Genomic DNA, 23,227 nt, shown 5'->3' on the forward strand with positions numbered 1-23,227 from the left:
TACAAAAATTGACACATAACTGCTGTTAATAGCACCGCAGAAAGGGGAGTGCAAGCGAGGAGTTTTCAGGAAGGATACCCCTTACGCCCTGAAGCGTAAGGGGTAAAAGCATTACAGGGCTGCGATAACCGCCTGTTGCTCGATCAGCTTGGTCTTCGCATCGGCGAAGGCAACCAGACGCTCGCGCTCTTTCGCGATGACCGCTTCCGGCGCGCGGGCGACAAAGCCTTCGTTCGCCAGCTTGCTTTCGATTTTGCCAATTTCCACGTCGACTTTCGCCACTTCTTTCGCCAGACGAGCCAGCTCGGCGTCTTTGTCGATCAGGCCCGCCATCGGGATCAGCAGCTCGGCGCCGTCGATGATTTTGGTCACGGAAACCGGACCTTTGTCATCCGCAGGCAGCACGGTGATGCTTTCCAGACGCGCCATGGTTTTCAGGAAGGTGTTATTCTCGGTGACGCGACGAACGGCAGCCTCGCTGCAGCCACGCAGCAGCAGCTCCAGCGGTTTGCCTGGGGCGATGTTCATTTCAGCACGGATGTTACGTACCGCAACGATCGCCTGTTTCAGCCACTCGGTATCCGCGGACGCCGCTTCATCAACCTTGGCCGCATCGAATTCCGGGAACGGCTGCAGCATGATGGTATCGGCGTTGATGCCTGCAATCACCTTCACGCGCTGCCAGATGGTTTCGGTGATGAATGGAATGACCGGATGCGCCAGGCGCAGCAGACCTTCCAGAACGGTAATCAGCGTGTTGCGCGTGCCGCGCAGCTCCGCCTCAGTGCCGCCGTTCATCACCGGCTTCGCCAGCTCCAGATACCAGTCGCAGAACTGGTTCCAGGTGAATTCATACAGGATGCCCGCCGCGATATCGAAGCGGTAGCTGTCCAGCGCCTCGCGGAACGCTTTCACCGTCTGGTTGAATTCCGCCAGGATCCAGCGGTCTGCCAGAGACAGCGTCATCTCGCCGCCGTTGAAGCCGCAATCCTGATCTTCGGTATTCATCAGCACGAAGCGGCTGGCGTTCCACAGCTTGTTACAGAAGTTACGGTAACCTTCCAGACGCTTCATGTCCCAGTTGATGTCACGACCGGTTGAGGCCAGTGCCGCCAGGGTGAAGCGCAGGGCGTCGGTACCGTGAGACTCGATCCCGTTCGGGAACTGCTTCTCGGTACGCTTGCGGATTTTCTCAGCCAGCTGCGGCTGCATCATGTTGCCGGTACGTTTTTCCAGCAGATCTTCCAGAGAGATACCGTCAACCATGTCCAGCGGGTCAATAACGTTACCCTTGGACTTGGACATTTTCTGGCCTTCGTCGTCGCGGATCAGACCGGTCATGTAGACGGTATGGAACGGAACCTGCGGCTTGCCGTCTTCGTCTTTGATGAAGTGCATGGTCATCATGATCATGCGGGCAATCCAGAAGAAGATAATGTCGAAGCCGGACACCATCACGCTGGTTGGGTGGAACTGACGCAGCGCGTCGGTGTTTTCTGGCCAGCCGAGGGTGGAGAAGGTCCACAGCGCGGAGGAGAACCAGGTGTCCAGCACGTCTTCGTCCTGACGCAGCGCAACGTTCGCGCTCAGGTTGTTTTCCTGACGCACTTCGTCTTCGCTACGGCCAACGTAAACGTTGCCTTCGTTGTCGTACCACGCCGGAATACGGTGACCCCACCACAGCTGACGGGAGATACACCAGTCCTGAATGTCGCGCATCCAGGAGAAGTACATGTTTTCGTACTGCTTCGGCACGAACTGAATGCTGCCGTTTTCAACCGCTTCCACAGCCGGTTTCGCCAGCACGTCGGCACGCACGTACCACTGGTCGGTCAGCATTGGCTCGATAACCACGCCGCCACGGTCGCCGTACGGCACGGTCAGATCGTGAGGTTTGATCTCTTCCAGCAGGCCGAGCGCGTCAACGGCAGCCACGATGGCTTTACGCGCGGCAAAACGCTCCAGCTTCTGGAACTCAGCCGGGATGTCGCTGGAGTAAACGTCGGATTCGTTGCCTTTGGTATCGTACACTTCTGCGCTTTCGCGGATATCGCCGTCGAAGGTCAGAATGTTGATCATCGGCAGGGCGTGACGACGACCAACTTCATAGTCGTTGAAGTCGTGCGCCGGGGTGATTTTTACGCAGCCGGTGCCTTTTTCCATATCGGCGTGTTCGTCGCCCACAATCGGAATACGGCGGTTTACCAGCGGCAGCACCACGAATTTGCCGATCAGATCTTTATAACGCGGATCTTCCGGGTTAACGGCCACGCCGGTATCACCCAGCAGGGTTTCCGGACGGGTCGTTGCGACCACCAGGTAATCTTTACCGTCTGCGGTTTTTGCGCCATCGGCCAGTGGATAGCGGATGTGCCACATGGAGCCTTTAGACTCGCGGTTTTCCACTTCCAGGTCAGAGATGGCGGTGCGCAGTTTCGGATCCCAGTTTACCAGGCGTTTGCCGCGGTAAATCAGGTCTTCTTTGTACAGGCGGACGAAGACTTCTTTAACGGCGTTGGACAGGCCTTCATCCATGGTGAAGCGTTCGCGCTCCCAGTCCACGGAGTTGCCGAGACGGCGCATCTGACGGGTAATGGTGCCGCCGGATTCCGCCTTCCACTGCCAGATTTTGTCGATGAACGCGTCGCGACCGTAGTCGTGGCGGGTTTTACCTTCTTCAGCGGCAATTTTACGCTCAACCACCATCTGGGTCGCGATACCCGCGTGGTCAGTCCCCGCCTGCCACAGGGTGTTTTTACCCTGCATACGCTGGTAGCGGATCATGGTGTCCATGATGGTCTGCTGGAAAGCATGACCCATATGCAAACTGCCGGTGACGTTCGGCGGCGGGATCATGATGCAGAAGGACTCTTTGCTTTCGTCGCCGTTAGGCTTGAAATAGCCCTGCTGTTCCCAGTGCTCGTAAAGCGGCTGTTCGATATCGCGTGGGTTATATGTCTTTTCCATTATTTCCAGGTTGCCGTATTCAGGTTAAAACCAGCCAGGCGGTACGCTTTATAGCGTTCGCGCGCCAGTTGTTTTAAAGATTCTTCGTAAGGGACAAAGTCTACCACTTCTGTGAAAGCGGTGGCAAAATCTGCAAAATCTATCCGCAGGCTAATCAGAATATCGCGCGCGCTGCTGTTGCGCTTTTGCGGCCAGGCAATTTCAACCGGTGCACCGCCGCGCGGGCCTTCGCCCGACAGATTATGCGGCACAAAACTCTCCGGGGGGCGCGCCCACAGCGCTTCATCCAGGCGAATCGCCTGCTGTTCATCTTCACAGGCAATCAGAACGCGTTTACCTGCGCGCCAACGTTCTGCGGCAATTTCACACACCAGCTGTTCTACGGCGCTGAGGCCATCCTGATGGGTGTCGTTGTCCAGAAGGTAGAACGTTGCATTCTTCATATATGGGGCTTCTTGTGCTCACTTTAAATGCTTAAGCCGGGTGGCGGCTTCGCCTTACCCGGCCTACGGTTTACTGCCGTTTTGACTTACTCGTCGCCGTTAAAACCTGCGCGGTTCAGCAGGAACTGCGACAGCAGCGCCACTGGACGGCCGGTTGCGCCTTTGGCTTTACCGGAGCGCCATGCGGTGCCCGCGATATCCAGGTGCGCCCAGTTGTACTTGCGGGTGAAGCGTGCCAGGAAGCAGCCCGCGGTGATCGCCCCGCCAGGACGTCCGCCAATGTTCGCCATATCCGCAAAGTTAGACTCCAGCTGATCCTGATACTCGTCACCCAGCGGCAGACGCCATGCGCGATCCCCGGCCTGCTCTGAGGCACCAATAAGCTCGTGCGCCAGAGGATTGTGGTTCGACATCAGGCCGGTGATATGGTGACCCAGCGCAATCACACAGGCTCCGGTGAGGGTAGCGACGTCAATCACCGCTTCCGGCTCGAAGCGCTCAACATAGGTCAGCACGTCACACAGCACCAGACGGCCTTCGGCGTCGGTGTTCAGCACTTCAACGGTCTGGCCGGACATGGTGGTCAGAACGTCACCCGGACGATAGGCGCGCCCGCCAGGCATGTTTTCGCAGCCCGCAAGTACGCCGATCACGTTGATAGGCAACTGCAGTTCCGCGACCATGCGCATCACGCCGTAAACCGCCGCCGCACCGCACATGTCGTACTTCATCTCATCCATGCCTTCGGCAGGCTTGATGGAGATACCGCCGGAATCGAAGGTCAGGCCTTTACCGACGAGCACAATCGGGCGCGCGTCTTCGGACGGATTGCCTTTGTACTCGATGACGGACATCAGGGATTCGTTCTGCGAGCCGTTACCGACCGCAAGGTAAGAGTGCATCCCCAGCTCTTTCATCTGCTGTTCGCCGATGACGCGGGTAATGACGTTTTTGCTGTAGGCGTCGGCCAGCTGACGTGCCTGAGAGGCCAGGTACGCCGCGTTACAGATATTAGGCGGCATGTTGCCGAGATCTTTGGCCGCTTTAATGCCGGCTGCGATCGCCAGACCGTGCTGGATCGCGCGTTCGCCGCTGGTCAACTCGCGACGGGTTGGCACGTTAAAGACCATTTTACGCAGCGGACGACGCGGCTCGCTTTTATTGGTCTTCAGCTGATCGAAGCTGTACAGGCTCTCTTTTGCCGTTTCAACCGCCTGACGCACTTTCCAGTAGGTGTTACGCCCTTTAACGTGCAGCTCCGTCAGGAAGCAGACGGCTTCCATTGAGCCGGTATCATTCAGCGTATTGATTGTTTTCTGAATCACCTGCTTATACTGACGTTCATCAAGCTCGCGTTCTTTGCCGCAGCCAATCAGCAGAATACGTTCTGACAGCACGTTCGGAACATGGTGCAGTAACAGCGTCTGCCCAGGTTTGCCTTCCAGTTCGCCACGGCGCAGCAGGGCGCTAATATAGCCGTCACTGATTTTATCGAGTTGCTCGGCGATCGGGGAGAGTCGGCGTGGTTCAAAGACGCCCACAACGATGCAGGCACTCCGCTGTTTCTCCGGGCTACCGCTTTTTACACTGAACTCCATGCACTACGCTCCTGAATCTTAAAGACAACGGCGGCAGCTACGGATAGAATTGAAACCTTTCGTAACTCATGTCCGCTGTTGTGGTGACTTCGTGTTAATCTTACGTTACTACGGTTTCGACACGTCAGAAAAAGTCCTGAAGCGTGAATCCGCCGGATGTTTTAATCTTAGCGATGATTTCGACGACTCAAGAGAATAAATGACGTTTAAGCCATGAAACAAGCGATTTTCCAGCAAAGAGACGGGTTTTTACGGGCGTATTTAAAGTGATAATCATAAGATATCTGGTGCGGGAGACGCTCAAAAGCCAACTGGCGATCCTCTTCATCCTGCTGCTGATTTTTTTCTGTCAGAAGCTGGTTAAGATCCTCGGTGCGGCCGTTGACGGCGAAATTCCAACAAATCTGGTGCTTTCCCTGCTTGGCTTAGGGATCCCGGAAATGGCGCAGCTCATCCTGCCGCTAAGTCTTTTCCTTGGCCTGCTCATGACGCTTGGGAAACTCTACACCGAGAGTGAAATCACGGTGATGCATGCCTGTGGCCTGAGCAAAGCGGTACTGGTGAAAGCGGCCATGATACTGGCGCTGTTCACGGGTATTGTCGCGGCGGTGAATGTGATGTGGGCGGGTCCCATGTCTTCCCGTCATCAGGACGAAGTGCTGGCCGAAGCAAAAGCCAACCCCGGCATGGCAGCCTTAGCCCAGGGGCAGTTCCAGCAGGCGACCGACGGTAACTCCGTGCTGTTTATTGAGAGCGTTGACGGCAGTAAATTCAACGACGTATTCCTGGCGCAGTTACGTCCCAAAGGTAACGCGCGTCCTTCCGTGGTGGTTGCAGACTCCGGTCAGCTTGCTCAGCGCAAAGATGGTTCTCAGATCGTGACGCTGAACAAAGGCACCCGTTTCGAAGGCACCGCCATGCTGCGCGACTTCCGTATTACGGATTTCCAGAACTATCAGGCCATTATCGGCCATCAGGCGGTGGCGCTCGATCCAACGGATACCGAACAAATGGACATGCGTACCCTGTGGAATACCGATACCGACAGAGCGCGTGCTGAGTTCCACTGGCGTATTACGCTTGTCTTCACCGTATTTATGATGGCGCTGATTGTCGTTCCGCTGAGCGTGGTGAACCCGCGCCAGGGCCGTGTGCTCTCTATGCTGCCGGCGATGCTGCTTTACCTGATCTATTTCCTGCTGCAAACCTCGATTCGTTCTAACGGCGCGAAGGGTAAGCTGGACCCTATGGTCTGGACATGGTTCGTCAACAGCCTGTACATCTTACTGGCGCTGGGATTAAACCTGTGGGATACGGTGCCTGTGCGCCGCATACGTGCCCGATTCTCGCGTAAAGGAGCCATCTAATGCAGGCGTTTGGCGTTCTTGATCGCTATATCGGTAAAACCATTTTTACCACCATCATGATGACGTTGTTCATGCTGGTGTCGCTCTCCGGCATAATCAAATTTGTCGATCAGCTGAAAAAAGCCGGCCAGGGGAGCTATGACGCGATGGGCGCGGGGATGTATACCCTGCTCAGCGTGCCGAAAGATGTGCAGATTTTCTTCCCGATGGCGGCCCTGCTGGGCGCGCTGCTGGGGCTGGGGATGCTGGCGCAGCGCAGTGAGCTGGTCGTTATGCAGGCCTCGGGCTTTACCCGCATGCAGGTTGCGCTGTCGGTAATGAAAACCGCGATCCCACTGGTGCTGTTGACCATGGCGATTGGCGAGTGGGTCGCGCCGCAGGGTGAACAGATGGCGCGTAACTACCGTGCGCAGGCCATGTACGGCGGCTCGCTGCTCTCGACCCAACAAGGTTTATGGGCGAAAGACGGTAAAAACTTCGTCTACATCGAACGGGTGAAGGGGAATGATGAGCTGGGTGGGGTGAGCATCTATGCTTTCGATGACCAGCGCCGTCTGGAGTCAGTCCGCCACGCCTCTTCGGCAAAATTTGACGCCGAACATAAACAGTGGCGTTTGTCCCAGGTCGATGAGTCTAACCTGACCGATCCGAAACAGATTACGGGTTCTCAGACGGTAACCGGTACGTGGAAAACCAACCTGACGCCCGATAAGCTCGGTGTTGTGGCGCTGGATCCTGACGCGCTCTCCATCAGCGGTTTGCACAACTATGTGAAATACCTGAAGTCGAGCGGGCAGGATGCGGGACGTTACCAGCTCAACATGTGGAGCAAGATCTTCCAGCCGATGTCCGTGGCGGTGATGATGCTGATGGCGCTGTCGTTTATCTTCGGCCCGTTACGCAGCGTGCCGATGGGCGTGCGCGTCGTGACCGGTATCAGTTTCGGCTTTGTGTTCTACGTGCTCGATCAGATCTTCGGTCCGCTGACGCTGGTTTATGGCATTCCGCCGATAATTGGTGCGCTGCTGCCAAGCGCCAGTTTCCTCCTGATCAGCCTCTGGCTGCTGTTGAAACGCTCCTGATTGACCTCTCCTCGCTTCCGGTTAACCGGGAGCGAGGCTAATCTCCTGTTTCACCCCGCACTTTTTCTCACAACCTTCAACGCCTCGCCCTGAATTTGAGTATTATTGAGCGATAAAGTCGTGAAGGGATCCTCTATGAAGCAAATTCGAATGCTTGCCCAGTATTACGTCGACCTGATGATGAAGCTTGGGCTGGTGCGTTTCTCCATGCTGCTTGCGCTGGCGCTGGTCGTTCTGGCCATTGTCGTACAAATGGCCGTCACCATGGTTCTGCATGGTCAGGTCGAGAGTATCGACGTCATCCGCTCCATCTTCTTTGGCTTGCTCATTACGCCCTGGGCGGTCTATTTCCTTTCCGTGGTGGTTGAACAGCTGGAAGAGTCCCGTCAGCGTCTGTCAAAACTGGTCGATAAACTGGAAGAGATGCGCGAGCGCGACCTGAAGCTCAACGTCCAGCTTAAAGACAATATTGCGCAGCTGAATCAGGAGATTTCCGATCGTGAGAAGGCGGAAGCCGAGCGTCAGGCCACGCTGGAACAGCTGAAAATCGAAATGAAAGAGCGCGAGGTCACGCAGATCCAGCTTGAGCAGCAATCCTCTTTCCTGCGGTCGTTCCTCGATGCTTCGCCGGATCTGGTGTTTTACCGTAATGAAGATAAAGAATTTTCCGGCTGTAACCGGGCGATGGAGCTGCTTACCGGGAAAAGCGAGAAGCAGCTGATTAACCTGAAGCCGCAGGACGTTTACTCTGAAGAGGCGGCGGCCAAGGTCATGGAGACGGACGAAAAAGTATTCCGCCATAACGTCTCGCTGACCTATGAACAGTGGCTGGATTACCCGGACGGACGCAAGGCCTGCTTTGAGATCCGTAAGGTGCCCTACTATGACCGCGTGGGGAAACGCCACGGCCTGATGGGCTTTGGCCGCGATATCACCGAGCGTAAGCGCTACCAGGACGCTCTGGAGCGCGCCAGCCGCGACAAGACTACCTTTATCTCGACCATCAGCCACGAGCTGCGTACGCCGCTTAATGGCATTGTCGGGCTGAGCCGTATTCTGCTGGATACCGACCTGACAGCAGAGCAGGAAAAATACCTCAAGACTATCCATGTCTCTGCGGTCACGCTGGGTAATATCTTCAACGATATTATTGATATGGATAAGATGGAGCGCCGTAAAGTTCAGCTTGATAATCAGCCTGTTGATTTCACCAGCTTCCTTGCCGACCTAGAAAACCTGTCCGGCCTGCAGGCGCAGCAGAAGGGACTGAGCTTTGTCATGGATCCCACCCTGCCGCTGCCGCATAAAGTGGTGACCGACGGCACGCGTCTGCGTCAGATCCTGTGGAATCTCATCAGCAACGCGGTGAAATTTACCCAGAAGGGGCAGGTGGCGGTGCGCATCCGCTTTGACGAAGGCGATATGCTGCACTTCGAGGTGGAAGACTCCGGGATGGGTATTCCGCAGGAGGAGCAGGACAAAATTTTCGCGATGTACTACCAGGTGAAAGACAGCAACGGTGGGAAACCGGCGACAGGAACGGGCATTGGCCTGGCGGTCTCTAAGCGGCTGGCGAAGAGCATGGGGGGCGATATCACCGTTGTCAGCCAGTCGGGCAAAGGATCAACCTTCACGCTGACGGTCCATGCGCCGGCGGTGGCGGAAGAGGTTGAAGACACCTTTGAAAACGACGACATGCCGCTGCCCGCGCTGCACGTCCTGCTGGTGGAAGACATTGAGCTGAACGTGATTGTGGCGCGCTCGGTGCTGGAAAAACTGGGCAACAGCGTGGATGTCGCCATGACAGGTAAGGCCGCGCTGGAGATGTTTAAACCGGGCGAATACGATCTTGTTCTGCTCGATATCCAGCTGCCGGATATGACCGGGCTGGATATCTCGCGTGAGCTGACGCGTCAGTACGCGGCCGACGAGCTGCCGCCGCTGGTGGCGCTGACGGCGAATGTGCTGAAAGACAAAAAAGAGTATCTCGATGCCGGTATGGACGATGTACTCAGCAAGCCGCTGGCGGTGCCTGCTCTGACCGCCATGATTAAAAAGTTCTGGGATACCCGTGATGAAGAGGAGAGCACCATGACGTCTGTTGATAGCGCAAAAGCCCAAACGATACTCGATACCGCGATGCTGGAGCAGTACATCGATCTGGTGGGTCCGAAACTGATTACCGATGGTCTGGCGGTGTTCGAAAAAATGATGCCGGGCTATCTGAGCGTGCTGGAATCAAACCTGACGGCTCGTGACCAAAAAGGCATCGTCGAAGAAGGACACAAAATCAAAGGTGCCGCCGGCTCGGTTGGCTTACGCCATCTGCAGCAGCTGGGTCAACAGATTCAGTCGCCTGATTTACCTGCATGGGAAGATAACGTGGGTGATTGGGTTGAAGAGATGAAACAAGAGTGGCAAAACGATGTGGCGGTGCTTAAAGCCTGGGTAGACGCCAGAAAAAAATGACCCCGGATTAACCGGGGTGCGCGAATACTGCGCCAACACCAGGGAAATCGTGGCTGCGCCTGTTTTATAAAGTTATTTTCGAAAGGGCGCTGCCTGAAAAATTTAGGCCGCACGCAGATAAGATAGCAAATCTTAAATGGTTTGTTACATGAATCAGTGAAATGTGTGAAGCATAGCGTTTTAATCAAAATTATTAATGTGCTTCAGCAAGTTGCAGAAAAGGATTGTCATGATGAAAAAGATTGGTGTCGTGCTGAGCGGATGCGGTGTTTATGATGGTTCTGAAATACATGAAGCCGTAATCACGCTGCTGGCCCTGGCTAAGCAGGGAGTAGAGGTTATTTGTTTTGCGCCGGACAAAAATCAGGCGGATGTGATTAATCATCTTACCGGCGAGCCGATGGCGGAAACCCGTAATGTACTGATTGAAGCCGCGCGTATTGCGCGAGGTGATATCCATCCTCTTATTCAGGCAGACCCTACAGAGCTTGATGCGCTCATTGTGCCGGGTGGGTTTGGCGCGGCCAAAAATCTCAGTACCTTTGCTGCGCAGGGTGCGGAGTGTCAGATCGATCCTCATCTTAAAGCGCTGTCGCAGGCCATGCATGCGGCAGGAAAACCGCAGGGCTTTATCTGCATCGCGCCGGCAATGCTGCCCAGGATTTTTGATTTCCCGCTGCGCCTGACTATCGGGACGGATATTGATACCGCAGAGATCGTCGAGGAAATGGGGGGCGAACACGTTCCGTGCCCGGTTGATGACATTGTGGTTGATGAAGATAACAAAATTGTCACCACGCCGGCTTATATGCTGGCGAACAATATTGCTGAGGCGGCCTCAGGTATTGAAAAGCTGGTGGCCCGCGTGCTGGTGCTGACTGAATGAGGCGTAAATTTGCCGCAGGCGCAGGGGTGAAACGTTTTCTCTTGCGCATCGTACTTGTGCTGGCGGTATTCTGGGGGGGCGGGCTGGCTTTATTCAGCATTATGCCGGTACCGTTCTCTGCCGTTATGGTTGAGCGCCAGCTTAGCGCGTGGCTCAGCGGCGATTTCGGCTACGTTGCCCACTCTGACTGGGTGAGCATGGACGAGATCTCCCCGTTCATGGGGCTGGCGGTCATCGCGGCGGAGGACCAGAAATTCCCGGAGCACTGGGGGTTCGACGTGGCGGCCATTGAGAAGGCGCTAGCCCATAACGAACGCCATGAAAATCGCGTGCGCGGGGCATCAACCTTGTCGCAGCAGACGGCCAAAAATCTGTTTCTGTGGGATGGTCGAAGCTGGGTGCGAAAAGGGCTGGAAGCGGGGTTGACCCTGGGAATGGAAACGGTCTGGAGCAAAAAACGCATTCTGACCGTCTATCTGAACGTCGCTGAGTTTGGCGACGGTATATTTGGCGTGGAAGCTGCCGCACAGCGATATTTTAATAAGCCAGCCAGCCGTCTGAGCATGTCAGAAGCGGCGCTATTGGCCGCTGTGTTACCGAACCCTATCCGCTTTAAGGCCATTGCCCCATCAGGGTACGTGCGAAGCCGTCAGGCGTGGATTATGCGCCAGATGAATCAGCTGGGTGGAGAGGAGTTTATGCAGCGTAATAATCTTATGTAGAGCGGGTAAGCGCAGCGCTACCCGCCTGAATAGCAGACCTTAATCTTCGTCGAACCCTGCGTTAAACAGGGCAATCACCGCCGCCAGCGCTTCCTCTTCCTGAGGGCCGGTGGCTTCTACTTCAATCTGGCGCCCTTTGGCGGAATCCAGCATCAGCAGCGCAATCACGCTGTTCGCTTCCGCTTCGGTGCCTTCGTCATTCCGCAGCAGTACCTCTGCATCGAAACCTTGCATCAGCTCAAACAGCTTCATCGCCGGGCGTGCATGCATACCCAGCTTGTTGGTGATCTCAACGGTTTGTTTTACGGTCATGTTTTACGTTTTTCCAGCGTGCGATGACGGGACTGAACGTTCTTACCGCGCGAGCGGAAATAGTCGGCCAGCTGTTCGGCGATGTAAACCGAACGATGTTTACCGCCGGTACAACCAATCGCCACCGTCAGGTAGCTACGATTGTTTGTCTCCAGCATAGGTAACCATAGCTCAAGGTAGCTTCGCGTCTGGTAGATAAAATTGTGTACTTCTGTGTGCCGGTCGAGGAACGCCGCCACCGGCTTATCCAGACCGGTCATTGGACGCAGTTTTGGATCCCAGTGCGGGTTTGGCAGGAAGCGCACGTCGAAAACGTAATCCGCATCAATCGGAATACCGTGCTTAAAGCCGAAGGATTCGAACACCATCGTCAGTTCGCGCTCGCGTTTACCCAACAGCCGGGTACGCAGCATTTCCGCCAGCTCGTGAACGGACATCTCAGAGGTGTCGACAATCAGGTCGGCACGAGAACGCAGCGGCTCCAGCAGGTCGCTCTCTTCATCGATAGCGCTCTCCAGAGAGAGGTTCTTGCTGGATAGCGGGTGCAAACGACGGGTATCGCTGTAGCGGCGGATCAGCGTATTGCGGTCTGCATCGAGGAACAGCAGCTGAGGCGAGAACGCGTCAGGCAGGTTGCTCATGGCCTGTTCGAAGATCTCTGGCGATTCAGGCATGTTACGAACGTCGATACTGACCGCGGCAGAGGTTTGTCTCTCCGCCAGCGTGCGGGCCAGATCAGGTAACAACACGACCGGCAGGTTATCGACGCAGTAAAAACCCATGTCTTCCAGGGCGCGCAGAGCAACGGATTTCCCCGACCCTGAACGGCCACTGACAATCATCAGCACCATGTTCCGTTTCTCCTCAGGACAACAGATGTGAAGGCCATCTCCTGGTTATGCATCATCCTGATTGCCTTCTGCTTCAGTGATAATTTGATAGAGCTCTTCATCACTTTGGGCCGAGCGCAGTCGACGGCAAATGGTTTTATCGGCCAGACGTTTTGCGACCAGCGACAGCGTATGCAGATGGGTTTTCGTCTGGTCGGCAGGCACCAGCAGCGCGAAGAGGAGATCGACGGGCTGGTTATCAATGGCATCGAAGGCGATGGGTGTTTCAAGCTGCACAAACACACCAACGGCACGCAGGGTATCCTCTTCCAGTTTGCCGTGCGGGATCGCGATGCCGTTGCCGATACCGGTACTGCCCATTTTTTCACGGGTCAGAATCGCTTCAAACACCACCTGCGGCGGCAGGCCCAGCTGTTTGGCAGCCAGTTCACTGATGATCTCCAGCGCACGTTTTTTGCTCTGGCAGTGAACCGCACTGCGGGTACATTCCTGGTTAAGGACATTGCTCAGTTGAAGAGCGGAATCGTTGTTCATCATAATTTCACCTAAGCGCTAACTGTACAAATGGCCTGTTGTGTTTCACAACAGGCCGTCCTGCACCCGTTAACTGCCCGGACAATTAGTGTTGTTTCAGTTTATCTTTATGTTTATTGAGCTGTCGTGCAAGCTTATCAATCAAGCCGTCGATAGCAGCGTACATGTCTTGCCCTTCCGCACTGGCATGCAGTTCACCCCCGTTAACATGCAGGGTGGCATCCGAGATATGAGTCACTTTCTCCACTTTCAACACAATATAGACCTGATTGATCCTTTCGAAATACTGCTCGAGTTTTGCAAACTTCGCGTTCACGAAGTCGCGTAAAGCCTCAGTAATTTCGACGTTTTGTCCAGTGATGTTGAGCTGCATAGTGTCTTCCTTATCGGTTGTGTCAGACCAGCTGTTTACGCTGGTTGGACGGCGGAATGGATAAAGACTCTCGATACTTCGCAACAGTACGACGTGCCACCATAATACCCTGATCGGACAGCATGGTGGTTAACTTACTGTCGCTTAGTGGCTTCGCGGGGTTCTCCGCGGCGATCAACTTCTTCACCAGGGCACGAATGGCCGTTGACGACGCTTCGCCGCCGCCCTCGGTATTCACATGGCTGGAGAAGAAATACTTAAGCTCAAATATACCGCGTGGACTGTGCAGATACTTCTGCGTGGTGACACGGGAAATGGTTGATTCATGCATCTCGACGGCCTGGGCGATATCCGCCAGTACCATCGGTTTCATATACTCTTCGCCCTGCTCAAAGAACGCCTGCTGCTGTTCGACAATACAGCGGCTGACGCGCAGCAGCGTATCATTTCGGCTTTCCAGACTTTTGATCAGCCATCGCGCTTCCTGAAGATTGCTACGAATATATTGATTGTCGGAGTCGTTACGCGCGCTGGTGCACATGGAGGCATACTGCTGGTTGATTTGCAGGCGAGGGATGCTGTCTGAATTCAGTTCAACGACCCAGCGGTCATTGTGTTTTCTCACCAGCACGTCCGGGATGACGTACTCGGGCTCGCTGGTCTGGATCGACTGTCCCGGGCGCGGATCGAGTGACTGGATCAGATTCACCGCTTCTTTCAGCACCTCTTCCTTCAGGCGCGTGACGCGCATCAGGCTGCGGAAATCGTGGTTGGCCAACAGATCCAGATGATCGCTGATGATTAAGCGCGCCTCGTCGAGCCATGGCGTCTCTTTGCTGAACTGAGAAAGCTGGATCAGCAGGCAGTCGCGCAGATCTTTTGCGGCCACGCCTACCGGATCGAAACGCTGGATGCGCTTCAGAACGGCTTCGATCTCCTCAAGTTCAATCTCTTCGTCGCCCATGCTTTCCAGGATATCGTCCAGCGTGACGGTCAAATAGCCGGTGTCGTCAACGGCATCGACAATTGAGGTGGCAATCGCGCGGTCGGTATCGGAGAAGGGGGTAAGTTCCACCTGCCACATCAGGTAATCCTGCAGCGACTGGGTGGTTTCTCCCTGATAGACCGGTAGCTCATCATCCTGGTAGTCTGCACGCGTACCGGAAGGGGTTCCGGCGGTGTAGATTTCATCCCAGCTGGCATCCAGCGGTAGCTCGTCGGGCATCTCTTTTTGTTCGAGTGCATCCGCGGTGTCGAGCGCTTCTGTATCCTGTGACTGCTGAGTATCTACCTCGTCATGAAGATCGGTTTGTTCCAGCAGGGGGTTGCTGTCCAGCGCCTGCTGGAGCTCCTGCTGAAGTTCTAACGTGGACAGTTGCAACAGGCGAATTGCCTGCTGTAGCTGCGGCGTCATTGCCAGTTGTTGGCTGAGCCTTAATTGCAAACCTTGCTTCATGTTCAGAGCATTTTTCTCCGGTTCGGCGTTACGTTACCTCTACCCTATCAGAGTCTGAAGTCTTCCCCAAGATAGACGCGCTTAACATGATCGTCTTCGAGGATCTGCTGCGGCGTACCGTGGGCGATCAGATTGCCCTGGCTGACAATATACGCGCGTTCACACACGGCCAGCGTTTCACGGACGTTGTGGTCGGTGATCAGTACGCCAAGCCCGCTGTCACGCAGGTGTTCAATGATGCGTTTAATGTCGATAACCGAGATCGGGTCAACGCCGGCAAACGGTTCATCCAGAAGGATAAATTTCGGGTTTGCGGCCAGCGCACGTGCAATCTCAACACGACGGCGTTCACCCCCGGAGAGTGCCTGACCGAGGCTGTCGCGCAGATGCTCAATGTGGAACTCTTCCATCAACTCGTTGGCACGATCCTGACGCTGTTCGCTGGTCAGATCGTTACGAATTTCCAGGACCGCCATCAGGTTATCGTAAACGCTAAGACGACGGAAAATGGAGGCTTCCTGCGGCAGGTAGCCGATCCCGCGACGCGCGCGCGCGTGCAGCGGCAGAAGGCTGATGTTTTCATCGTCAATGATAATGTTGCCGGCATCGCGCGGCACAATGCCAACGACCATGTAGAAGGTGGTGGTTTTACCCGCACCGTTAGGGCCAAGCAGCCCTACAATTTCGCCGGAGTTGACGGTCAGACTGACATCTTCTACGACACGGCGGCCCTTGTAGGCCTTCGCGAGATTTTTTGCAGTTAATGTTGCCATAACGAATTAGTTACTCTTCTTCTGTGCCGGGGCCTGGCCTTTGCCTTTGTCCTGCAGCTGCGACGGAACCAGGACGGTCGTGACGCGTTTGCCTTTCTCGCTGGAGGCCTGCATTTTTTGCTCTTTCACCAGATAGGTGATCTGGTCGCCGGTAATGTTGCTGTCCAGCTGTTCCAGATACGCGTTTCCGGTCAGGATGACCAGGTCCTTCGCCAGCTCATAGTGCATATGCGAAGCGCGGCCTTTCACCGGCTTGCCGTTGTCCTGCATCTGGTAGAAGGTGGCCGGGTTGCCGTAACCATCAATGATCTCTTTGCCCTGCTCGCCACCCGGACGGGTCACGACCACTTTGTCGGCGTTAATTTTGATGGTGCCCTGAGTCATGACGACGTTACCCGTGAAGGTGACGACGTTGCCCTGCATATCGAGAGACTGGGTATCAGACTCGATATGGATCGGTTGGTCGGTATCGCCCGTTACAGCAAGCGCGGGGAGACTGGTCGCCAGCATCGCGCTGGCGATAATTACTTTAAGGCTGAGTTTGTTTGTTTTGAATTTCATAGGAGGTTCTAACCTTTTCAATCAGCTCGGCGTTCTTGCTGCGTAAGTTCCCGCGCATTCTCAAACCGCTGGAATTAAATGTTGTGCCATACAGTGTGACCAGATCCTGCGAGGTCACGTCCTGGGTTACCAGGTTAATTTGGGCATTATCCGTCGTAATTTTTCGCAGTTGCGAGTCAGCGGTCAGGGCGTTGACTTCAACGTGGCCATACAGATAAAGCATACGGTCATTTGTCAGTTTTGCCCGATCTGACTTAATTGACCACGTTGGCACTTTGTCCTTATCAAATGTGGTCATGACAGGTTGGGTAAACCACGAAATACCGTCATCTGAAAAATATTCAACATGCTGGGCAATCAGGCGATAGTTCAGCGCGCCTTCCGGGCTGTAGACCACGGTGTCGCTGTGATCGCTTTTATAGGTTGGATCGTTATTGTTGACCACTTCCGTTTGCGGATCGTCGCGATCGGCAAGGTTCACGCCAATCAATACCAGTGCGACAAGCGAAAGCAAAATGATAATCCAGCGTCTGGTTTTACTCATATCGATTGCCCTTTGGCCTCATCAAGCTTGCCCTGCGCCAGCAAAAGCAGATCGCAGACTTCACGTACGGCACCACGGCCCCCGTTGATGTGGGTAACGTAGTCAGCGCGCGGGATCAGCAGCGGATGCGCATCGGCAACGGCGATGCTCAGCCCGACTTCAGCCATCACGGGCCAGTCAATCAGATCGTCCCCGACGTAGGCTACGTTTTCCGGCGCGATAGCCAGTTTACCCAGTAAATCCTTAAACGCCGCCATCTTATCGGATTGACCCTGATACAGATGGGTAATTCCTAAGGTTTCACAGCGGTCTTCTACCAGTTTAGCTTTTCGCCCGGTGATGATAGCCACCTCAATACCCGAGGTGAGCGCGCAGCGGATACCGTAGCCGTCGCGAACGTTAAACGCTTTCAGCTCTTCACCATTATTGCCCATGTAAATCAGGCCATCGGAAAGTACGCCATCCACGTCCAGGATGAGCAGACGAATGTTTTCCGCCTTTGCCATCATCTGGGTACTGACCGGTCCATAACAGGTTGCAAGGGATGCACCCGCATTACTCATTGTCTTATCCTTCATTACACTACGCCTGCGCGCAGCAGATCATGCATATGTACCACACCCAGCAACTGGTCGCCATCGGCAACCATCACTGAGGTAATGTGGCGGGACTGCATCAGGTTCAGCACATCCACGGCCAGCGTACCCGGACGGACGCGGATACCGCCCGGCGTCATCACATCGGCAATGCCGAGCGTGCGGACATCTACACCCATGTCGAACACGCGGCGCAGGTCCCCATCGGTGAAGATCCCCTGAATTTTCATCAGATCGTCGCACACGACCGTCATACCCAGATTCTTACGGGTGATTTCCAGCAGCGCATCACGCAGGGAGGCTTCTTTACTGACGTGAGGGATCTCATCCCCGGTGTGCATAATATCGTTTACCCGAAGCAGAAGCTTGCGCCCCAGCGCGCCGCCCGGGTGGGAAAGCGCGAAATCTTCCGGCGTAAAACCGCGGGCTTCGAGCAGCGCGACGGCAAGCGCATCACCCATGACCAGCGCGGCGGTGGTGCTGGACGTCGGCGCCAGGCCGAGCGGACAGGCCTCCTTGGGCACTTTCACGCACAGGTGAATATCGGCCGCCCGCGCCATGCTGCTTTCCGGACGGCTGGTCATGCAAATAAGCGGCACCTGCAGTCGCTTCAGTACCGGGATTAGCGCCAGAATTTCATTGGACTCCCCGGAGTTGGACAGCGCGATGACGATATCCTGCGGCGTGACCATACCCAGGTCACCGTGCGCGGCTTCCCCCGGATGTACAAAGAAGGAAGAGGTTCCGGTGCTGGCAAAGGTTGCCGCCATTTTGCGTCCAATGTGGCCGGACTTACCCATCCCCATCACCACGACTTTGCCGGCACAGTAGAACATCTTCTCACATGCCAGACTAAAATCCTGATTAATGTACTGATCTAACTGCGCCAGACCTTCACGTTCAATCTCCAGAACCTCTTTGCCTGCTTTCTGAAAGTCAAAACCCGGCTGCAATTCTATTTGCGACATAATGCGTTTCCGTTTACCCAGAGAGAAGAGGCGAGAGCCAGTACAGCATCGCCATCCATACGATAAATCCACCCGTCAGCAGCGCGCCTGCGCCTTTGCCGATCTGTCGTTGCCGCCGCCAGCAGAGCAGGGCAAATATCACGCTGACCAATAACATCACGCCGTAGTCGCGTGAGAACGCCAGGGGATTAAAGGGCCCTGGCGTAATCAGGGCCGGCAGGCCCATCACAATGGCGATATTAAATATGTTGGAACCGATGATATTACCAATGGCAATGTCATCCTCACCTTTACGTGCCCCCGCAATGGCCGTGGCCAGCTCCGGCAGGCTGGTGCCGATGGCAATCACCGTCAGGCCAATGGTCAGTTCACTGATGGCGAAATAGTTCGCCAGCACGGTCGCGTTATCCACGACCATGCGCGTTGCCATCGGCATGATGATCAGCGCAATGCCAAGCCAGAGGAGGGCAACAGGCAGCGTACCTTCTCGCGGCAGTTCGGCGACCTGCTCCCGCGTGAGGCTATCCTGACCCTGCTTCTCAGCCAGACGGGCGATTTTAACACTATACAGCAGCCAGATGACGGCCAGCGCCAGCAGGAAAATGCCGTCGCTGTAGCTCAGAACACCATCGTAAAATACGCAGCCTGCCAGCAGGCTTACGATTAACATTAGCGGCAATTCACGGCGCAGAACATCAGAATGCACGCGAAATGGATGGAGCAGTGCGGCCAGGCCCAAAATCAAGAGTATATTGACGATGTTGGAGCCAATCGCGGTACCTACTGCCAGGTCTAACTGACCATGCAGCGATGCCGAGACAGAGACGATGATTTCAGGAAGTGACGTTCCAACACTCACCACGGTCATCCCGATGACGACAGGCGGTACGCCCGTCAGGCGACACAGGATCGATGCGGCAAACACTAAACGGTCAGCACTGTAGACCACCAAAAGTAAACCAATTATTAACAGTGCTGTTGCTAAAAGCATCAAAAGTCCTTTCTTCAGGTATACTCGTCGGTCCATCGCACGGGAATGGCTGGACTGCATACAGTCTGAGGCGTAACGAATTCCTAATTTTGACTTTATGCGCCGGAAAAGTAAAACAAATGCCAGCTTTCGCTAACCTCAACGGCTATTATTCTGTAAAAATGCGGAGTTGAGGGCTGATTCAGGCGGCATGCCTTAACGTGAGCAGGGTAATAAAGGAACCATAAATGAGCCAAACGATGGCGAATTTAGTCGATGTTCGCGGCGTGAGTTTTTCTCGCGCCAACAGATTGATATTTGATGATATTTCGTTGACCGTACCGCGTGGCAAAATCACTGCCATCATGGGGCCGTCCGGGATCGGTAAAACGACCCTGCTGCGCCTTATTGGTGGGCAGATCCCACCTGATAGCGGTGAAATCCTTTTTGATGGCGAAAACATCCCGGAGATGTCACGCTCGCGTCTGTATACTGTCCGCAAACGCATGAGCATGCTCTTTCAGTCGGGAGCCTTGTTCACCGACATGAATGTCTTTGATAACGTGGCCTATCCGCTGCGTGAGCATACCAGCCTGCCGCCTGAACTGCTGAAAAGCACGGTGATGATGAAGCTTGAGGCCGTCGGTTTGCGGGGCGCCGCAAAGCTGATGCCTTCGGAGCTGTCCGGCGGGATGGCGCGCCGCGCCGCGCTGGCACGCGCCATTGCATTAGAACCTGATTTAATCATGTTCGACGAACCGTTTGTTGGACAGGATCCCATCACGATGGGCGTGCTGGTGAAGCTCATCTCTGAACTGAACAGCGCGCTTGGCGTCACCTGCATTGTGGTATCTCACGATGTACCGGAAGTATTGAGCATTGCCGATTACGCCTATATTGTGGCGGACAAAAAGATCGTCGCACACGGTAGCGCTCAGGCGCTGCAGGAAAATTGCGATCCGCGCGTGCGGCAGTTCCTTGACGGTATTGCCGATGGCCCTGTGCCGTTCCGCTACCCGGCGGGCGACTATCGTGACGATTTACTGGGAATAGGGAGTTAAGCCACTCATGCTGTTAAATGCGTTGGCCGCTCTCGGACACCGTGGCATAAAAACCATCAGGACGTTCGGGCGTGCCGGATTGATGTTATTCAACGCGCTGGTCGGCAAGCCGGAATTCCGTAAGCACGCACCGCTGCTGGTGCGGCAGCTTTATAATGTCGGCGTGCTGTCGATGCTCATCATCATTGTCTCCGGTCTGTTTATCGGTATGGTGCTTGGGCTGCAGGGCTATCTGGTTCTGACAACCTACAGTGCGGAAACCAGCCTCGGGATGCTGGTGGCGCTCTCGCTGCTGCGCGAGCTGGGGCCGGTTGTGGCGGCGCTGTTGTTCGCCGGGCGCGCGGGGTCGGCATTAACGGCTGAAATTGGCCTGATGCGTGCGACCGAGCAGCTCTCCAGCATGGAGATGATGGCGGTCGATCCGCTGCGTCGCGTGATCTCGCCGCGTTTCTGGGCTGGGGTGATCTCTTTACCGTTACTGACTATTCTGTTTGTCGCCGTGGGTATCTGGGGCGGTTCGCTGGTTGGTGTGCACTGGAAAGGCATTGATGCCGGTTTCTTCTGGTCCGCGATGCAGGACGCCATCGACCTGCGAATGGATCTAGTTAACTGCCTGATTAAAAGCGTGGTATTTGCCATTACGGTCACCTGGATTGCATTGTTCAATGGTTACGATGCCATCCCGACGTCGGCGGGCATTAGCCGCGCAACTACACGTACAGTCGTACATTCGTCGCTGGCCGTACTGGGTCTGGATTTTGTGCTCACCGCACTGATGTTTGGGAATTGAGTTCATGCAAACGAGAAAAAATGAAATTTGGGTCGGTGTATTCCTGCTGCTGGCGCTGCTGGCCGCGCTGTTTATCTGCCTGAGAGCGGCGGATATCACGTCTGTACGCACCGAGCCGACGTATCGCATCTATGCCACCTTCGATAACATCGGCGGGCTGAAGGCGCGTTCACCGGTCCGCATCGGCGGCGTGGTGATCGGACGCGTATCTGACATTACGCTGGATGAGAAAACCTATCTGCCCCGCGTCGCGATGGATATCGAAGAGCGTTACAACCATATCCCGGACACCAGTTCCCTTTCTATCCGTACTTCCGGCCTGCTGGGCGAACAATATCTGGCGCTTAACGTTGGCTTTGAAGATCCCGAGCTGGGAACGACTATCCTTAAAGACGGTAGCGTCATTCAGGATACGAAATCCGCGATGGTTCTGGAGGATATGATTGGTCAGTTCCTTTACAACAGTAAAGGGGATGAGAAAAAATCCGACGCTGCCCCTGCGCAGAGCGAAGATCATACCGACGTCGCACCGACGCCAGGTGCTGCGAATTAATATCAGGAGAAGTCATTCATGTTTAAACGACTGTTAATGGTTGCCATGCTGGTCATCGCCCCTCTAACCGCCGCCCACGCTGCGGATCAGAGTAACCCGTACAAACTGATGGACGAAGCGGCGAAGAAGACCTTCGACCGTCTTAAAAACGAACAGCCTAAAATTCGTGCTAATCCTGATTATCTGCGTGACGTTGTTGACCAGGAACTGCTGCCGTACGTGCAGATTAAATATGCGGGTGCGCTGGTGCTGGGACGTTATTACAAAGACGCGACCCCTGCGCAGCGTGATGCCTACTTTGCCGCGTTTCGTGAATACCTGAAACAGGCTTATGGCCAGGCGCTGGCGATGTATCACGGCCAGACCTATCAGATTGCGCCTGAGCAGCCGCTGGGCGATGCGACCATCGTCCCTATCCGTGTGACGATCATCGATCCTAACGGTCGTCCGCCGGTTCGTCTGGATTTCCAGTGGCGTAAAAACAGCCAGACCGGTCACTGGCAGGCGTATGACATGATTGCCGAAGGGGTAAGCATGATCACCACCAAACAGAACGAATGGAGCGACCTACTGCGCACCAAAGGCATTGATGGCCTGACCGCTCAGCTGCAGTCTATCTCTCGCCAGAAAATTACTCTGGATGAGAAGAAGTAATGTCACAGCAACTCAGCTGGTCGCGTGAAGGCGAGACATTAAAGCTGTCCGGTGAACTGGATCAGGATCTGCTGAACCCACTGTGGGACAAACGCCACGAAGCGATGCAGGGCGTGACGCTTATCGATTTGACAGACGTCACGCGGGTAGATACGGCAGGCGTTGCGCTGCTTGCCCATCTGATTGCCGTGGGGAAAAAGCAGGGGACAAGCGTCAAACTTCACGGCGCGAGCGATAATGTCGTGACTCTTGCGCAGCTCTACAATCTCCCTCAGGACGTACTGCCTCGTTAATATTTTCAGTGCGTTACTTCCGAAAGCCCTGACTGTTTCATCGTCGGGGCTTTTTGCTTGTTTAAGACAACGCCACTTTGCTCTAAGATGTTGGGCTTGTTTTCACTATCAGATGATTAAGAGCCCATGGAAAATCATGAAATCCAGACAGTGCTGATGAATGCACTCTCCCTTCAGGAAGCCCACGTCACTGGCGATGGCAGTCACTTCCAGGTTATTGCTGTGGGTGAGATGTTCGACGGTATGAGCCGCGTGAAGAAACAGCAGGCTGTGTACGCGCCGCTGATGGAATATATTGCGGATAACCGCATCCACGCCCTGTCGATTAAAGCGTTCACCCCGCAAGAGTGGGCACGCGATCGCAAACTAAACGGTTTTTGAGCTGAGGGCGACAGGCCCGCAGC

General features: G+C 55.0%; 25 protein-coding genes. 11 read left to right on the plus strand and 14 right to left on the minus strand.

Annotated features, from left to right (window positions below):
* Positions 1-111 precede the first annotated feature (111 nt).
* The 3 genes from UR289_RS08225 to pepA all read right to left on the minus strand — a co-directional run bounded on the left by UR289_RS08225 (position 112) and on the right by pepA (position 5,008).
* Positions 112-2,967 carry a valine--tRNA ligase gene (locus UR289_RS08225; protein ID WP_221702920.1) on the minus strand — a complete coding sequence of 952 codons (2,856 nt, stop codon included), beginning with the start codon at positions 2,965-2,967 and terminating at the stop codon, positions 112-114.
* Positions 2,967-3,410: a DNA polymerase III subunit chi gene (holC, locus tag UR289_RS08230; RefSeq protein ID WP_008502815.1), complete on the minus strand. Its 444-nt coding sequence runs from the start codon at positions 3,408-3,410 to the stop codon at positions 2,967-2,969. Before holC ends, UR289_RS08225 begins: the two co-directional genes overlap by 1 nt.
* Before the next feature lie 86 nt (positions 3,411-3,496).
* A complete protein-coding gene (gene pepA, locus UR289_RS08235; protein ID WP_023309366.1) occupies positions 3,497-5,008 on the minus strand; it encodes a leucyl aminopeptidase in 1,512 nt (503 codons plus the stop codon).
* Between the two features lie 266 nt (positions 5,009-5,274).
* Between pepA and lptF the strand changes: the two genes are divergently transcribed.
* From lptF to mtgA, 5 genes are all read left to right on the plus strand, one after another.
* On the plus strand, positions 5,275-6,375 hold the full coding sequence (gene lptF / locus UR289_RS08240) for an LPS export ABC transporter permease LptF (protein WP_024906345.1): 1,101 nt from the start codon (positions 5,275-5,277) through the stop codon (positions 6,373-6,375).
* Positions 6,375-7,457, plus strand: coding sequence for an LPS export ABC transporter permease LptG (gene lptG, locus UR289_RS08245; protein WP_024906346.1), 1,083 nt, complete (start codon positions 6,375-6,377; stop codon positions 7,455-7,457). Before lptF ends, lptG begins: the two co-directional genes overlap by 1 nt.
* 135 nt (positions 7,458-7,592) lie before the next feature.
* The gene (gene arcB, locus UR289_RS08250) at positions 7,593-9,926 is read left to right on the plus strand and encodes an aerobic respiration two-component sensor histidine kinase ArcB (protein ID WP_320709712.1); all 2,334 of its coding nucleotides are present in this window, start codon (positions 7,593-7,595) and stop codon (positions 9,924-9,926) included.
* A 232-nt stretch (positions 9,927-10,158) separates the two neighbouring features.
* Positions 10,159-10,812, plus strand: a complete 654-nt coding sequence (gene elbB, locus UR289_RS08255) for an isoprenoid biosynthesis glyoxalase ElbB (protein WP_320709923.1) — start codon at positions 10,159-10,161, stop codon at positions 10,810-10,812.
* On the plus strand, positions 10,809-11,534 hold the full coding sequence (gene mtgA / locus UR289_RS08260) for a monofunctional biosynthetic peptidoglycan transglycosylase (RefSeq protein WP_320709713.1): 726 nt from the start codon (positions 10,809-10,811) through the stop codon (positions 11,532-11,534). The genes elbB and mtgA overlap by 4 nt, the downstream gene beginning before the upstream one ends.
* A gap of 39 nt (positions 11,535-11,573) precedes the next feature.
* Here the strand turns inward: mtgA and npr are convergent, their stop codons facing one another.
* The 11 genes from npr to UR289_RS08315 form a co-directional block, all read right to left on the minus strand.
* Positions 11,574-11,846: a PTS phosphocarrier protein NPr gene (gene npr, locus UR289_RS08265; RefSeq protein ID WP_003861872.1), complete on the minus strand. Its 273-nt coding sequence runs from the start codon at positions 11,844-11,846 to the stop codon at positions 11,574-11,576.
* Positions 11,843-12,697 (minus strand): RNase adapter RapZ, encoded by an 855-nt coding sequence (gene rapZ / locus UR289_RS08270; protein WP_014885397.1) that lies wholly within the window; start codon positions 12,695-12,697, stop codon positions 11,843-11,845. The genes npr and rapZ overlap by 4 nt, the downstream gene beginning before the upstream one ends.
* A 45-nt stretch (positions 12,698-12,742) precedes the next feature.
* Complete coding sequence (gene ptsN / locus UR289_RS08275) at positions 12,743-13,234, minus strand: PTS IIA-like nitrogen regulatory protein PtsN (RefSeq protein WP_008501443.1); 492 nt, start codon at positions 13,232-13,234, stop codon at positions 12,743-12,745.
* Between the two features lie 82 nt (positions 13,235-13,316).
* Positions 13,317-13,604, minus strand: a complete 288-nt coding sequence (gene hpf, locus UR289_RS08280) for a ribosome hibernation promoting factor (RefSeq protein ID WP_008501444.1) — start codon at positions 13,602-13,604, stop codon at positions 13,317-13,319.
* 22 nt (positions 13,605-13,626) lie between these two features.
* A complete protein-coding gene (rpoN, locus tag UR289_RS08285) occupies positions 13,627-15,060 on the minus strand; it encodes an RNA polymerase factor sigma-54 (protein WP_047060252.1) in 1,434 nt (477 codons plus the stop codon).
* A 47-nt stretch (positions 15,061-15,107) separates the two neighbouring features.
* Entirely contained in the window at positions 15,108-15,833 is a 726-nt protein-coding gene (gene lptB, locus UR289_RS08290; protein ID WP_320709715.1) for an LPS export ABC transporter ATP-binding protein, read from the minus strand.
* Positions 15,834-15,839: 6 nt separating this feature from the next.
* Complete coding sequence (gene lptA / locus UR289_RS08295; protein WP_033146750.1) at positions 15,840-16,394, minus strand: lipopolysaccharide ABC transporter substrate-binding protein LptA; 555 nt, start codon at positions 16,392-16,394, stop codon at positions 15,840-15,842.
* On the minus strand, positions 16,363-16,938 hold the full coding sequence (gene lptC, locus UR289_RS08300) for an LPS export ABC transporter periplasmic protein LptC (RefSeq protein ID WP_033146749.1): 576 nt from the start codon (positions 16,936-16,938) through the stop codon (positions 16,363-16,365). The genes lptA and lptC overlap by 32 nt, the downstream gene beginning before the upstream one ends.
* Positions 16,935-17,501 carry a 3-deoxy-manno-octulosonate-8-phosphatase KdsC gene (kdsC, locus tag UR289_RS08305; protein ID WP_023309356.1) on the minus strand — a complete coding sequence of 189 codons (567 nt, stop codon included), beginning with the start codon at positions 17,499-17,501 and terminating at the stop codon, positions 16,935-16,937. The genes lptC and kdsC overlap by 4 nt, the downstream gene beginning before the upstream one ends.
* Positions 17,502-17,515: 14 nt before the next feature.
* A complete protein-coding gene (gene kdsD / locus UR289_RS08310) occupies positions 17,516-18,502 on the minus strand; it encodes an arabinose-5-phosphate isomerase KdsD (RefSeq protein WP_023333606.1) in 987 nt (328 codons plus the stop codon).
* 13 nt (positions 18,503-18,515) lie between these two features.
* The gene (locus tag UR289_RS08315) at positions 18,516-19,493 is read right to left on the minus strand and encodes a calcium/sodium antiporter (protein WP_182382750.1); all 978 of its coding nucleotides are present in this window, start codon (positions 19,491-19,493) and stop codon (positions 18,516-18,518) included.
* A 227-nt stretch (positions 19,494-19,720) separates the two neighbouring features.
* Between UR289_RS08315 and mlaF the strand changes: the two genes are divergently transcribed.
* The 6 genes from mlaF to ibaG all read left to right on the plus strand — a co-directional run bounded on the left by mlaF (position 19,721) and on the right by ibaG (position 23,204).
* The gene (gene mlaF, locus UR289_RS08320) at positions 19,721-20,533 is read left to right on the plus strand and encodes a phospholipid ABC transporter ATP-binding protein MlaF (RefSeq protein ID WP_024906354.1); all 813 of its coding nucleotides are present in this window, start codon (positions 19,721-19,723) and stop codon (positions 20,531-20,533) included.
* A 7-nt stretch (positions 20,534-20,540) separates the two neighbouring features.
* Complete coding sequence (mlaE, locus tag UR289_RS08325; RefSeq protein WP_010436044.1) at positions 20,541-21,323, plus strand: lipid asymmetry maintenance ABC transporter permease subunit MlaE; 783 nt, start codon at positions 20,541-20,543, stop codon at positions 21,321-21,323.
* Between the two features lie 4 nt (positions 21,324-21,327).
* Complete coding sequence (mlaD, locus tag UR289_RS08330; RefSeq protein ID WP_033147081.1) at positions 21,328-21,876, plus strand: outer membrane lipid asymmetry maintenance protein MlaD; 549 nt, start codon at positions 21,328-21,330, stop codon at positions 21,874-21,876.
* An 18-nt stretch (positions 21,877-21,894) separates the two neighbouring features.
* The gene (mlaC, locus tag UR289_RS08335; protein ID WP_033146748.1) at positions 21,895-22,530 is read left to right on the plus strand and encodes a phospholipid-binding protein MlaC; all 636 of its coding nucleotides are present in this window, start codon (positions 21,895-21,897) and stop codon (positions 22,528-22,530) included.
* Positions 22,530-22,823: a lipid asymmetry maintenance protein MlaB gene (mlaB, locus tag UR289_RS08340; RefSeq protein WP_033146747.1), complete on the plus strand. Its 294-nt coding sequence runs from the start codon at positions 22,530-22,532 to the stop codon at positions 22,821-22,823. The genes mlaC and mlaB overlap by 1 nt, the downstream gene beginning before the upstream one ends.
* Before the next feature lie 126 nt (positions 22,824-22,949).
* Positions 22,950-23,204 carry a BolA family iron metabolism protein IbaG gene (gene ibaG / locus UR289_RS08345; protein WP_008501458.1) on the plus strand — a complete coding sequence of 85 codons (255 nt, stop codon included), beginning with the start codon at positions 22,950-22,952 and terminating at the stop codon, positions 23,202-23,204.
* Positions 23,205-23,227: the final 23 nt, after the last annotated feature.

The sequence above is a fragment of the Enterobacter sp. 302C9 genome (assembly GCF_034106085.1).
GTDB lineage: Bacteria > Pseudomonadota > Gammaproteobacteria > Enterobacterales > Enterobacteriaceae > Enterobacter > Enterobacter asburiae_B.

Excerpts from the sequence above, each read along its gene's own strand:
- mlaC (WP_033146748.1), top strand. The coding sequence starts at position 21,895 with ATGTTTAAACGACTGTTAATGGTTGCCATGCTGGTCATCGCCCCTCTA.
- lptA (WP_033146750.1), bottom strand. The coding sequence starts at position 16,394 with ATGAAATTCAAAACAAACAAACTCAGCCTTAAAGTAATTATCGCCAGC.
- UR289_RS08315 (WP_182382750.1), bottom strand. The coding sequence starts at position 19,493 with ATGCTTTTAGCAACAGCACTGTTAATAATTGGTTTACTTTTGGTGGTC.
- mlaE (WP_010436044.1), top strand. The coding sequence starts at position 20,541 with ATGCTGTTAAATGCGTTGGCCGCTCTCGGACACCGTGGCATAAAAACC.
- lptG (WP_024906346.1), top strand. The coding sequence starts at position 6,375 with ATGCAGGCGTTTGGCGTTCTTGATCGCTATATCGGTAAAACCATTTTT.
- kdsC (WP_023309356.1), bottom strand. The coding sequence starts at position 17,501 with ATGAGTAATGCGGGTGCATCCCTTGCAACCTGTTATGGACCGGTCAGT.
- mlaF (WP_024906354.1), top strand. The coding sequence starts at position 19,721 with ATGAGCCAAACGATGGCGAATTTAGTCGATGTTCGCGGCGTGAGTTTT.
- ibaG (WP_008501458.1), top strand. The coding sequence starts at position 22,950 with ATGGAAAATCATGAAATCCAGACAGTGCTGATGAATGCACTCTCCCTT.
- mlaB (WP_033146747.1), top strand. The coding sequence starts at position 22,530 with ATGTCACAGCAACTCAGCTGGTCGCGTGAAGGCGAGACATTAAAGCTG.
- ptsN (WP_008501443.1), bottom strand. The coding sequence starts at position 13,234 with ATGATGAACAACGATTCCGCTCTTCAACTGAGCAATGTCCTTAACCAG.
- UR289_RS08225 (WP_221702920.1), bottom strand. The coding sequence starts at position 2,967 with ATGGAAAAGACATATAACCCACGCGATATCGAACAGCCGCTTTACGAG.
- kdsD (WP_023333606.1), bottom strand. The coding sequence starts at position 18,502 with ATGTCGCAAATAGAATTGCAGCCGGGTTTTGACTTTCAGAAAGCAGGC.
- hpf (WP_008501444.1), bottom strand. The coding sequence starts at position 13,604 with ATGCAGCTCAACATCACTGGACAAAACGTCGAAATTACTGAGGCTTTA.
- rpoN (WP_047060252.1), bottom strand. The coding sequence starts at position 15,060 with ATGAAGCAAGGTTTGCAATTAAGGCTCAGCCAACAACTGGCAATGACG.
- arcB (WP_320709712.1), top strand. The coding sequence starts at position 7,593 with ATGAAGCAAATTCGAATGCTTGCCCAGTATTACGTCGACCTGATGATG.
- rapZ (WP_014885397.1), bottom strand. The coding sequence starts at position 12,697 with ATGGTGCTGATGATTGTCAGTGGCCGTTCAGGGTCGGGGAAATCCGTT.
- lptC (WP_033146749.1), bottom strand. The coding sequence starts at position 16,938 with ATGAGTAAAACCAGACGCTGGATTATCATTTTGCTTTCGCTTGTCGCA.
- elbB (WP_320709923.1), top strand. The coding sequence starts at position 10,159 with ATGAAAAAGATTGGTGTCGTGCTGAGCGGATGCGGTGTTTATGATGGT.
- lptB (WP_320709715.1), bottom strand. The coding sequence starts at position 15,833 with ATGGCAACATTAACTGCAAAAAATCTCGCGAAGGCCTACAAGGGCCGC.
- mtgA (WP_320709713.1), top strand. The coding sequence starts at position 10,809 with ATGAGGCGTAAATTTGCCGCAGGCGCAGGGGTGAAACGTTTTCTCTTG.
- pepA (WP_023309366.1), bottom strand. The coding sequence starts at position 5,008 with ATGGAGTTCAGTGTAAAAAGCGGTAGCCCGGAGAAACAGCGGAGTGCC.
- npr (WP_003861872.1), bottom strand. The coding sequence starts at position 11,846 with ATGACCGTAAAACAAACCGTTGAGATCACCAACAAGCTGGGTATGCAT.
- mlaD (WP_033147081.1), top strand. The coding sequence starts at position 21,328 with ATGCAAACGAGAAAAAATGAAATTTGGGTCGGTGTATTCCTGCTGCTG.
- holC (WP_008502815.1), bottom strand. The coding sequence starts at position 3,410 with ATGAAGAATGCAACGTTCTACCTTCTGGACAACGACACCCATCAGGAT.